Below are 11,192 nucleotides of genomic sequence, written 5' to 3'. Positions count from 1 at the left end.
GGGCAGGGGGGCGCCCATGACGGCGTACGGCCGGGGGGCGCTGGGGAAGAGGACCTGGCGGGCGAGGTCCTCGTAGCCGAGGGAGCGGTACAGGCCCCGGGCGGGGCTCTCGATGTCGATCGCGGAGAGGATCGAGCGGGGCTCGGTCGCGCTGTCGGTGATGGTGGTGATCAGGGACCGGCCGACACCGCGGTTCTGGTAGGCGGGGTGGACGTGCAGCTCGGTGATCACGAAGGAGCCGTCCAGCCAGTCCTCGTGACCCCGGGCGCGGAGGTAGGGCTCCACGACGGTGGACCACCAGTGGGTGCGGTCGTTGGGCATGCCGTAGACGAATCCGACGAGACGGCCGCCGGCCGTGGCGCCGAGTGCCCTCGCTCCGGGGTAGGTCATGTGGCGCAGGACGATCTGGCGGCGTACGGCAACCTCGTCGGGGCCGAGACCGAACGCCACGGCTTGGACGGCCAGGGCCTCGTCTACGTGGGCGGGGAGGTCCAGGGGGCCGATGACGAGGCTCATGTTGCGGATGCTACAGGGGGGTTCGGGTGGTGCGCGGGGTGCCGGTCGGATGTGGCCGACCCTGCGGTTCCCCGTGTCCGGGACGGGGGTGCGTCGGCCTTCGTCAGAAGAGGACGCTCATGAACTCCCCGACCTCCTGGAAGCCCACCCTGCGGTAGGTGCGCCGCGCGGCCGTGTTGAAGTCGTTGACGTAGAGGCTGACCAGAGGGGCCACGTCGGCGAGGGCGTAGCGCAGGACCGCCGCCATGCCGGGCCCTGCCAGGCCCCGGCCGCGGTACTCGGGGGCCACCCAGACGCCCTGGATCTGGCAGGCCTGGGGGGTGGCGGCGCCGATCTCGGCCTTGAAGACCACGCGGCCGTCGGCGTCGAGGCGGGCGAAGGAGCGGCCGGAGCCGACGAGTTCGGCGACGCGGGCCTGGTAGAGGAGGCCGCCGTCCCCGGCCATCGGGGAGACGCCGACCTCCTCGGTGAACATCGCCACGCACGCCGGCATGATCGTTTCCATCTCATCCTTGCGGATCCGGCGGACGTACGGGTCGGGGGCGACCTCGGCGGGGTCGGGCAGCCGGTCGGTGACCATCAGCGGCTGGTGCGCGCGGACCTCGCGGGCGGGGCCCCAACTGGGCTCCAGCAGGCGCCAGAGCTGGGCGGTGGGTTCGGCGGGACCGACGAGCGAGGAGCAGCGGCGGCCGGCCCGGCGGGCGCGGTCGGCGAAGGCGCGGACGGCGCGCGGGGTGGCGCAGATGGGGACGAGGTTGGCGCCGGCATAACAGAGGGAGGTGAGGGCGCCGTCCTCGTACCAGCCCCACATCTCGCCGCCGAGCCGCCAGGGGTCCAGGCCGGCGACCTGGACGCGGGAGGTCACGAAGGCGTTCGCGACGGGCTCGCGGTCGAGGACGGCGAGTGCGGCGTCCAGGTCACTCGGTTCGAGGACCCGGGTGGTGGTCTGGGTCAACACGTGCGGGGGCCTCACCCTTGGTCTGCGCTGATTTCCGCACGATACCTTGCGGGGCTGTGGCCGGGCGCCCCGGAGCTCGGGGGTACCTGTGCTCTGGCGGGTGCGGGTACGTCGTGGCTTGTCGCGCAGTTCCCCGCGCCCCTCAAGGGGCCTGCGGCCCTTGAGACGCGCCCGTGGCGCCCCGGGGCGCTGTCAGGCGTCCTCAGCCTGCCACCGCCACCGTCGGCTCGCCCGAGGTGACGCCGGCCTTCTCCATCTCCTCGGCGATCTTCATGGCCTCCTCGATGAGGGTCTCGACGATCTTGGACTCGGGGACGGTCTTGATGACCTCGCCCTTGACGAAGATCTGGCCCTTGCCGTTGCCGGAGGCGACGCCGAGGTCGGCCTCGCGGGCCTCGCCCGGGCCGTTGACGACGCAGCCCATGACGGCGACGCGGAGGGGGACCTCCATGCCGGTGAGGCCGGCGGTGACCTCTTCGGCGAGCTTGTAGACGTCGACCTGGGCCCGCCCGCAGGAGGGGCAGGAGACGATCTCCAGGCCGCGCTGCTTGAGGTTGAGGGACTCCAGGATCTGGTTGCCGACCTTGACCTCCTCCACCGGGGGCGCGGAGAGGGAGACGCGGATCGTGTCGCCGATGCCCTCGGAGAGGAGCGCGCCGAAGGCCACGGCGGACTTGATCGTGCCCTGGAAGGCGGGGCCCGCCTCGGTGACGCCGAGGTGGAGGGGGTAGTCGCACTGGGCGGCGAGCTGACGGTAGGCGTTGACCATGACGACCGGGTCGTTGTGCTTGACCGAGATCTTGATGTCCCGGAAGCCGTGCTCCTCGAAGAGGGAGGCCTCCCACAGGGCCGACTCGACCAGGGCCTCGGGGGTGGCCTTGCCGTACTTCTGCAGGAGGCGGCGGTCGAGGGAGCCGGCGTTGACACCGATGCGGATCGGGGTGCCGTGGTCGTTCGCCGCCTGGGCGATCTCCTTGACCTTGTCGTCGAACTGCTTGATGTTGCCGGGGTTGACGCGGACGGCGGCGCAGCCGGCCTCGATCGCGGCGAACACGTACTTCGGCTGGAAGTGGATGTCGGCGATGACCGGGATCTGCGACTTCTTCGCGATGACGGGCAGGGCGTCGGCGTCGTCCTGCGTCGGGCAGGCGACCCGGACGATCTGGCAGCCGGAGGCCGTCAGCTCGGCGATCTGCTGGAGCGTGGCGCCGATGTCGGACGTACGCGTGGTCGTCATGGACTGGACCGACACCGGTGCGTCCCCGCCGACCGCCACGGACCCGACCTGGATCTGCCGGCTCTTGCGGCGCTCGGCGAGCTTGGTCGGAACGGACGGCATGCCGAGAGAAATCGCAGTCATCTGCTGTGCAACCCCAAGTTGTGGATCAGGATCGGGTCCCGGAACAGGCGGGCTCCAGGCTTCGAGATTACGGCACGGCCCTGGGCCCCAGCACATCACGGGCCGTAAACCCACCCGTAAGGGAAGGCCGGGGGCGGGACAGCGAAGCGGCCGGGCACCCCAGGGTGCCCGGCCGCCGTGAACGCGGGGTGTCTACGAGATGCGCACCGGGTTCACGAGGTCCGCGATGAGGACGAGCAGCGTGAAGCAGATGAAGACGCCGGCCACGACGTACGCGACGGGCATCAGCTTCGCCACGTCGAAGGGGCCGGGGTCGGGCCGGCGGAGCACCTTGGCCGTGTTCCGGCGCACCGACTCCCACAGGGCGCCCGCGATGTGCCCGCCGTCGAGCGGCAGGAGCGGGAGCATGTTGAACAGGAAGAGGGAGAGGTTGAAGCCGGCCAGCAGGATGAGGAAGCTGGCGAGCTGCTGGGTGGCGGGGATGTCCATGGTGAAGATCTCACCGCCGACGCGGGCGGCGCCGACCACACCCATGGGTGAGTCCGCCGCGCGCTCGCCGTCGCCGAAGGTGGCGTCCCACAGGGCGGGGATCTTGGCGGGCAGCGAGATGAGGGACTCGACGCCGTTCTCCATCATGTCGCCCATGCGGTCCACGGACTGCCCGAAGGAGAGCGGGACGATGTCGGATGCCGGGGTGAAGCCGAGCCAGCCGGCGGAGACGAACTTGTCCTCGACGTAGCCGCCCTGGCCGTCGGTCTGGGCGACATCGTTCTTGATGAGGGTGGGGGTGATGTCGACCTGCTTGCCGTCGCGCTCGACGGTGAGGACGACCTTCTTGCCGGGGTTGTCGCGGATGTCGGTCTGGAGGGCCGACCAGTCGGTGACGGGGGCGCCGTCGAACGCGACGATCTTGTCGCCGGGCTGGAGACCGGCGGCCTTGGCGGGGGCCTCCTTGTCGCCGTCCTTGCACTTGGTGCGGTTCTCGCTGGCGGAGATGACGCAGTCGGAGACCTTGCTGACCGTGGTCGTCTGGGTCTTGGCGCCGAAGGTCATCATCACGCCGACGAAGATCACGACGGCGAGGATCAGGTTCATGAAGGGCCCGGCGAACATCACGATGACGCGCTTCCACGGCTTGCGCGTGTAGAAGAGGCGCTGCTCGTCGCCGGGCTGGAGCTCCTCGAAGGACGCCTCGCGGGCGTCCTCGATCATCCCGCGCCACGGGGAGGTGGAGCGGCTCTCGACGCGGCCGTCGGCGCCGGGCGGGATCATGCCGATCATGCGGATGTAGCCGCCGAGCGGGATCGCCTTGACGCCGTACTCCGTCTCGCCCTTCCTGCGGGACCAGACGGTCGGGCCGAAGCCCACCATGAACTGGGGCACGCGGATGCCGAACATCTTGGCCGTCGAGAAGTGGCCCAGTTCGTGCCAGGCGATCGAGAAGGCCAGGCCGATCACGAAGACCACTATGCCGAGGATGAACATCAGGGTCGTCATGCACGGGCCTCCGCGGTCGTCCGCTCGGTGGGTTTGCCTGGGGAACCGGTCAGTTCACGGGCGCGGGCGCGCGCCCAGGTCTCCGCTTCGAGGACGTCCGCCACGGTCAGGGAAGTTCCCGTGGCGGGGGTGCCGTGCTCCTCGACGACCCGGGTCACCGTCTCCATGATCGCGTCGAACCGGAGACCGCCGTGCAGGAACGCGTCCACGCACTCCTCGTTGGCCGCATTGAACACCGCCGGGGCCGTGCCCGCGAGCCGGCCCACGTGCCGGGCGAGGCCGACCGAGGGGAACGCGTCGTCGTCGAGGGGGAAGAACTCCCAGGTGGACGCCTTGGTCCAGTCGAAGGCGGGCGCGGCGTCGGGGACGCGCTGCGGCCAGCCCAGGCCGATGGCGATGGGGCCGCGCATGTCCGGGGGCGTGGCCTGCGCCATTGTCGATCCGTCCGTGAACTCAACCATCGAGTGGACATACGACTGGGGGTGGACGACGACCTCAATGCGATCGAAGGGAATGTCGTAGAGGAGGTGCGCCTCGATGACTTCCAGGCCCTTGTTGACGAGGGTCGCGGAGTTGACCGTGATGACCGGGCCCATGGCCCAGGTGGGGTGCGCGAGGGCGTCGGCGGGGGTGACGTCCGCGAGTTCCTCCTTGGTGCGGCCGCGGAACGGGCCGCCGGAGGCGGTGACGACCAGCTTGCGCACATCGGCGCGGGTGCCGCAGGCGAGGGCCTGGAAGAGGGCGGCGTGCTCGGAGTCGACCGGGATGATCTGGCCGGGCTTGGCCACGGCCTTCACCAGCGGGCCGCCCACGATGAGCGACTCCTTGTTGGCGAGCGCGAGGGTGCGGCCCGCCTCCAGGGCGGCGAGGGTGGGCGCGAGGCCGATGGAGCCGGTGATGCCGTTGAGCACCGTGTGACAGTCGGAGGCGGCGAGCTCGGCGGCGGCGCCGGGGCCCGCGAGGATCTCGGGGAGCGGCTCGCCGGTGCCGTACGCGGCGGTCAGGGCCTCGCGCAGCGCGGGGACGGTGTCCTCGCGGGCGACGGCGACGGTCCGCACCCGCAGTTGGTGCGCCTGCTCGGCCAGCAGTTCCACCCTCCCTCCGGCGGCGGAGAGCCCGGTGACCCGGAAGCGGTCCGGGTTGCGCAGGACGAGGTCGATGGCCTGGGTGCCGATCGAGCCGGTCGATCCGAGGATCACCACGTCCCGGACCCCGTCGACGGGGTCGAAGACGAGATGGGGATCGGCGAGAGGGGCGGGACTGTCACTCATCCCCCCATTGTTGCCGCATCCGGTGTCCGGCAGGACCGCGCGGCCCCCCGTTGACCCACTTCGGGTGGTGTGCCGTCGACGATGCGTTTTCTCCGTTTGTGAAGCAGATGTGAAGACGGGGTGATATGACTACTTCCCAGCTGATCCGAAAGTCGTATCAGCCGATCGCTGCGCCGCTGGATGACGACGGCGATCGTGTACGAGGACCCTGGGGGGAAATCCATGCGCAAGCGCATTCGCGCCGCCCTGCCCGCGCTCGCCGGAGCCGTGGCACTCACCGGCACGGTGCTGAGCAGCCCGGCTGAGGCGGCGGGGGGCGTCACCCTCCACCGCGTGTACTTCGACAGCCCCGGCAAGGACACCCGGACCAACACGAGCCTCAACGGCGAATGGGTGCAGATCAGGAACACCGGCACGTCGGCCGTCTCGCTGAAGGGCTGGGTGCTGAAGGACCCCGACAACCACAAGTACACGTTCCCGAACATCAAGATCGGGGCGGGCAAGTACATCAAGGTCCGCACCGGCTCGGGCACCGACACCAGCGCGACCAAGTACCAGAACCGCAGGGCCTACGTCTGGAACAACACCAGCGACACGGCGACGCTGCTGCGGGCGAGCGGGACCAAGGTCGACTCGTGCTCGTGGACGACGCGCGACGCCAGCGACAAGTACTGCTGAGCACCGGCGGTACGTACCGCTGAGCGGCTACGACCGCCGGGCGCCCTCCACCACACCCTCCGCCGTGTCGACGGTCGGGGCCGTGAAGTGGAGGGCGTCCTCGTCGCGGGAGGGGGTGAGGCCGGCGGAGGCGGTGTCGAGGTGGAAGACGTAGCCGACGGACTCCTCCTTGATCGCGTCGGTCATGGCGACGAACATGTCGAAGCCCTCGCGCTCGTACTCGACGATGGGTTCGCGGCCCAGGGTCCAGCGCAGGCCGATGCCGTCGCGGAGGTAGTCCATCTCGTACAGGTGCTCGCGCCAGGTGCGGTCCAGGACGGACAGCACCACCCGGCGTTCCAGCTCGCGCAGGGTCCCCTCGCCCAGCTCCGCCTCGCGCTCGGCGTAGTGGGCACGGATGTCGTCCGTGAGGGCCGCCACCAGGTCCCCGGCAGTGAGGTTCACGCGGCCGCCGTGCTCCCGCTCCAGGTCCTTGATGGTGAGCCCCACCGGGTAGAGCTGCCCGAGCGCCCGCCACAGGGCGTCCAGGTCCCACTCCTCCGGGTACCCCTCGGCGGTCTCGGCGGCGACGTACGCCTCGACGGTCTCGTCCATGAAGCGGAGGAGCTGGCCGCGCAGGTCCTCGCCCTCCAGGACGCGGCGGCGCTGGGCGTAGATCAGCCGGCGCTGGCGGTTGAGGACCTCGTCGAACTTCAGGACGTCCTTGCGGGACTCGAAGTGCTGGCGCTCCAGCTGGGCCTGGGCGGAGGCGACGGCACGGGTGACGATCCTGTTCTCGATGGGGACGTCCTCGGGCACGTTCGTCGCGGCCATGACGCGCTCGACGAGCTGGGCCTGGAACAGCCGCATCAGATCGTCCTGGAGGGAGAGGTAGAAGCGGGACTCCCCCGGGTCGCCCTGGCGGCCGGAACGGCCGCGCAGCTGGTGGTCGACACGGCGGGCGTCGTGGCGTTCGGTGCCGAGGACGTAGAGGCCGCCGAGTGCGGTGACCTCGGTGTGCTCGGCCGCCACCTGGGCGGTGATCCGGTCGAGGACCGCCCGGCGCTCCTCCTCGTCCGCGTCGTCGGGCAGCGCGGCCCGGGCCAGGGCCTCCGGGTTGCCGCCGAGCATGATGTCGGTGCCCCGGCCCGCCATGTTCGTGGCGACCGTCACCGCTCCCCTGCGCCCGGCCTGGGCCACGATCATGGCCTCGAGGCGGTGGTTCTTGGCGTTGAGGACCTGGTGCGGGACGCGACGGGCGCGCAAACGGGCGGAGAGCGCCTCGGAGACCTCGACCGTGGTGGTGCCGACCAGCACCGGCTGGCCCCTGGCGTGCCGCTCCGCGATGTCGTCGACGACCGCCGCGAACTTGGCGTCGGTGGTCCGGTAGATCAGGTCCGGCCGGTCCTCGCGGATCATGGGCCGATTGGTGGGGACGGGGACGACCCCCAGCTCGTAGATCTGGTGGAACTCGGCGGCCTCCGTCATCGCCGTGCCGGTCATGCCGGAGAGCTTGTCGTAGAGGCGGAAGAAGTTCTGCAGGGTAATGGTGGCGAGGGTCTGGTTCTCGGCGTTGACCGACACCCCCTCCTTGGCCTCGATCGCCTGGTGGAGGCCCTCGTTGTAGCGGCGGCCGGGAAGCAGGCGGCCGGTGTGCTCGTCGACGATCAGGACCTCCCCGTCGATGACGACGTACTCCTGGTCCCTCCGGAACAGTTCCTTGGCCTTGAGCGCGTTGTTGAGGTGCCCGATGAGGGGGGTGTGGTCGGACTCGTAGAGGCTGTCGATGCCCAACTGGTCCTGGACGTAGTCGACGCCGGGGTCGAGGATCGCGACGGTGTGCTTGCGTGGGTCGTACTCGTAGTGGTGGCTCGCGCGCAGTCGCTCCAGCCGGTCCTTGTCGGCGGGGCGGGTGAAGCGCTCCTCCTGGATCTCGACGCCCCTCATCGGGCCCACGAGGGTCGCGAAGGCCTCGTACCAGTGCGTGGCCGGGTCGGCCGGGCCCGAGATGATCAACGGGGTGCGGGCCTCGTCGATGAGGATGGAGTCGGCCTCGTCGACGATCGCGAAGTGATGGCCGCGCTGCACGAGCTCGGCTCGCGACCAGGCCATGTTGTCGCGGAGATAGTCGAAGCCGAATTCCGTGTTCGTGCCGTAGGTGACATCGCACGCGTACGCCGCCCGGCGTTCGTCCGGGGTCGATTCGGAGCGGACGACACCGACGGTCAGCCCGAGGAATTCATACGCCTTTCCCATCCATTCGGCGTCCCGGCGGGCGAGGTAGTCGTTGACGGTGACGACGTGGACGCCTTTTCCGGTGAGGGCGTTCAGATAGACGGGAAGAGTGGCCACCAGGGTCTTTCCCTCGCCCGTCTGCATTTCGGCGACATTGCCGAGATGAAGGGCCGCGCCGCCCATGACCTGGACGTCGAAGGGGCGCATGCCGAGGGTGCGGCGGGCGGCCTCCCGCATGGTGGCGAAGGTCTCCGGCAGCAGGTCGTCGAGGGTCTCGCCGTCGGCCAGCCGCTGCCGGTACTCGTCGGTGAGGGCGCGCAGGCCGGTGTCGTCCAGGGCCGCGAAATCCTCCTCGACCGAGGCGACCTCGTCGGCGATCCGGTGCAGCCGGCGCAGTATCCGGCCCTCGCCCGCGCGCATGATCTTGTGGGTGAGGGAATTCATGCCGAGTTCGGACATCGCAGCATCACCTCGGCGCTGTCGCCCCGTCCGCCGTCCTTTCGATTGTCGGCTCGTGGGCTGAGCGCGGCAAGCAGCGGGACGGCGGAGCGGGGCGACGGTGCGTTCCGTGCGCGACGGTCGGCGAATGGGGCGGCGTCAGCGAATGGGGCGGTGGACGTTCTCCTTCTCGCTCGCGCCCGGTGTCGCGTCCGCGATCCACGGGCCCTCACCGGAGGGGTCGATCACACCCTGCTCCAGCCACTCGTACGCACCGCCGAGCACGCCCTTGACCACCTTGCGGTCGACGTCGTCGGTGTTGCTCCACAGCCGGCCGAAGAGTTCCTCGACGCGGAGTCGGGACTGCCGGCAGAAGACGTCGGCGAGCTGGTACGCCTCGCGGCCGTGCCCCTCCGTGGTGCGCAGCAGCTCGGCCCGTACGCAGGTCGCGCTCATCGCGAACAGCTCGGCGCCGATGTCGACGATCCGGCCCAGGAAGCCCTGTTTGGTCTCCATCCGGCCCTGCCAGCGGGACATGGCGTAGAAGGTGGAGCGGGCCAGCTTGCGGGCGGAGCGCTCGACGTAGCGCAGGTGGGCCGCGAGGTCGGGGTGGCCCGTCGGGTGGAACTCCGCGTAGGCGCGGGGGAGTTGGCCGGTGCCCGTGACCAGCTTGGGCAGCCACTTGGCGTAGAAGACGCCCGCGTTCGCCCCTGCCCTGGCCTTGTCGGAGAGGGACTTCTCGGGGTCGATGAGGTCTCCGGCCACGGACAGGTGGGCGTCGACGGCCTCGCGGGCGATCAGCAGGTGCATGATCTCCGTGGAGCCCTCGAAGATGCGGTTGATCCGCAGGTCGCGGAGCATCTGCTCGGCGGGCACGGCACGTTCGCCGCGCGCCCGCAGGGAGTCGGCGGTCTCGAAGCCCCGGCCGCCGCGGATCTGGACCAGCTCGTCGGCGATGCGCCAGCCCATCTCGGAGGCGAAGAGCTTGGCGAGGGCGCCCTCGATCCGGATGTCGTTGCGGTCCTCGTCGGCCATCTGCGAGGAGAGGTCGAGCACCGCCTCCAGGGCGAAGGTGGTGGCCGCGATGAAGCTGATCTTGGCGCCGACGGCCTCGTGGTGGGCGATCGGCTTGCCCCACTGCTCACGGGCCTGAGACCATTCGCGGGCGATCTTCAGACACCACTTGCCGGCGGCCACACAGGACGCGGGCAGCGAGAGCCGGCCGGTGTTGAGGGTGGTCAGCGCGATCTTCAGCCCCGCGCCCTCCGGGCCGATGCGGTTCGCCGCCGGGACCCGGACCTGGTGGAAGCGGGTGACGCCGTTCTCGATGCCGCGCAGGCCCATGAAGGCGTTGCGGTTCTCGACGGTGACGCCGGGCGTGTCCGTCTCCACGACGAAGGCGGTGATGCCGCCCTTGTGGCCGTCGGACTTCGGCACCCGCGCCATGACGACGAGGAGGTCGGCGACCACGCCGTTCGTCGTCCAGAGCTTCACGCCGTCGAGGACGTAGTCGTCCCCGTCGGGCACCGCGGTCGTCGCCAGCCGGGCCGGGTCCGAGCCGACGTCGGGCTCGGTGAGGAGGAAGGCGCTGATGTCGGTGCGGGCGCAGCGCGGCAGGAACTTCTGCTTCTGCTCGGGGGTGCCGAACAGTTTCAGCGGCTGCGGTACGCCGATCGACTGATGCGCGGAGAGCAGCACGCCGATCGCCGGGCTGGCCGAGCCGACCAGGGCCAGCGCCTTGTTGTAGTACACCTGGGTGAGGCCGAGGCCGCCGTACTTGGGGTCGATCTTCATGCCGAGGGCGCCGAGTTCCTTGAGGCCGTTGATCACCTCGTCGGGGATCCGGGCCTCGCGCTCGATGAGGGCGCCGTCGACCTTCGTCTCGCAGAACGCGCGGAGCTTGGTCAGGAACTGCTCACCGCGCCGGACGGCCTCGTCGGTGGGCAGCGGGTGGGGGTGGATGAGGTCGAGGCGGAACCGGCCCAGGAACAGTTCCTTGGCGAAGCTGGGCTTGCGCCAGTCCCGCTCGCGGGCTGCCTCCGCCACCTGGCGGGCCTCACGTTCGGTGACGACGGGTTTCTTGAGGGGTGGTGCGGACATGAGGCTCACCTCGCCGCGAATCGGGATCTTGTACCGGATGAGTACCTGATTGGTTACCGATGGGTGCTACTCGATCGTTGGTACCCGATCCGGACGCCCCCCGCCACCCCTCGCGTCCGCGTTCGGCCGCCGGTGGCCGAGTAACGCTTCACCCCCGGAC

At 70.2% G+C, this 11,192-nt stretch carries 8 protein-coding genes; 1 reads left to right on the top strand and 7 read right to left on the bottom strand.

The genetic code is table 11. The features are described from left to right. From AOK23_RS27000 to dxr, 5 genes are all read right to left on the bottom strand, one after another. Positions 1-516 (bottom strand): GNAT family N-acetyltransferase (locus tag AOK23_RS27000; RefSeq protein ID WP_055715227.1); only part of this gene is annotated, 516 nt, incomplete at its 3' end. Between the two features lie 103 nt (positions 517-619). Next, entirely contained in the window at positions 620-1,474 is an 855-nt protein-coding gene (locus tag AOK23_RS26995) for a GNAT family N-acetyltransferase (protein ID WP_055522833.1), read from the bottom strand. Between the two features lie 202 nt (positions 1,475-1,676). Beyond that, positions 1,677-2,834, bottom strand: coding sequence for a flavodoxin-dependent (E)-4-hydroxy-3-methylbut-2-enyl-diphosphate synthase (ispG, locus tag AOK23_RS26990; protein ID WP_055715226.1), 1,158 nt, complete (start codon positions 2,832-2,834; stop codon positions 1,677-1,679). A gap of 192 nt (positions 2,835-3,026) precedes the next feature. After that, a complete protein-coding gene (locus tag AOK23_RS26985; RefSeq protein WP_055715225.1) occupies positions 3,027-4,331 on the bottom strand; it encodes a M50 family metallopeptidase in 1,305 nt (434 codons plus the stop codon). Continuing rightward, complete coding sequence (gene dxr, locus AOK23_RS26980; RefSeq protein ID WP_055715224.1) at positions 4,328-5,602, bottom strand: 1-deoxy-D-xylulose-5-phosphate reductoisomerase; 1,275 nt, start codon at positions 5,600-5,602, stop codon at positions 4,328-4,330. The genes AOK23_RS26985 and dxr overlap by 4 nt, the downstream gene beginning before the upstream one ends. A gap of 222 nt (positions 5,603-5,824) precedes the next feature. Between dxr and AOK23_RS26975 the strand changes: the two genes are divergently transcribed. Continuing rightward, entirely contained in the window at positions 5,825-6,280 is a 456-nt protein-coding gene (locus AOK23_RS26975) for a lamin tail domain-containing protein (protein WP_055715223.1), read from the top strand. Between the two features lie 27 nt (positions 6,281-6,307). Here AOK23_RS26975 and secA read toward each other — a convergent pair whose 3' ends face one another. Together secA and AOK23_RS26965 are read right to left on the bottom strand one after the other, a co-directional pair. Further along, a complete protein-coding gene (gene secA, locus AOK23_RS26970; RefSeq protein ID WP_079049721.1) occupies positions 6,308-8,953 on the bottom strand; it encodes a preprotein translocase subunit SecA in 2,646 nt (881 codons plus the stop codon). 138 nt (positions 8,954-9,091) lie between these two features. Further along, complete coding sequence (locus tag AOK23_RS26965) at positions 9,092-11,032, bottom strand: acyl-CoA dehydrogenase family protein (protein WP_055715222.1); 1,941 nt, start codon at positions 11,030-11,032, stop codon at positions 9,092-9,094. Between the last annotated feature and the right edge of the window lie 160 nt (positions 11,033-11,192).

Source organism: Streptomyces torulosus (assembly GCF_001419765.1).
GTDB classification, from domain to species: domain Bacteria; phylum Actinomycetota; class Actinomycetes; order Streptomycetales; family Streptomycetaceae; genus Streptomyces; species Streptomyces torulosus.
The sequence above is the reverse complement of the archived record's forward strand: the minus strand, read 5'-3'. Positions and strand labels throughout refer to the sequence as shown.

Coding starts and splice junctions, on each gene's coding strand:
- secA (WP_079049721.1), bottom strand. CDS start 8,953: ATGTCCGAACTCGGCATGAATTCCCTCACCCACAAGATCATGCGCGCG.
- ispG (WP_055715226.1), bottom strand. CDS start 2,834: ATGACTGCGATTTCTCTCGGCATGCCGTCCGTTCCGACCAAGCTCGCC.
- dxr (WP_055715224.1), bottom strand. CDS start 5,602: ATGAGTGACAGTCCCGCCCCTCTCGCCGATCCCCATCTCGTCTTCGAC.
- AOK23_RS26965 (WP_055715222.1), bottom strand. CDS start 11,032: ATGTCCGCACCACCCCTCAAGAAACCCGTCGTCACCGAACGTGAGGCC.
- AOK23_RS26985 (WP_055715225.1), bottom strand. CDS start 4,331: ATGACGACCCTGATGTTCATCCTCGGCATAGTGGTCTTCGTGATCGGC.
- AOK23_RS26975 (WP_055715223.1), top strand. CDS start 5,825: ATGCGCAAGCGCATTCGCGCCGCCCTGCCCGCGCTCGCCGGAGCCGTG.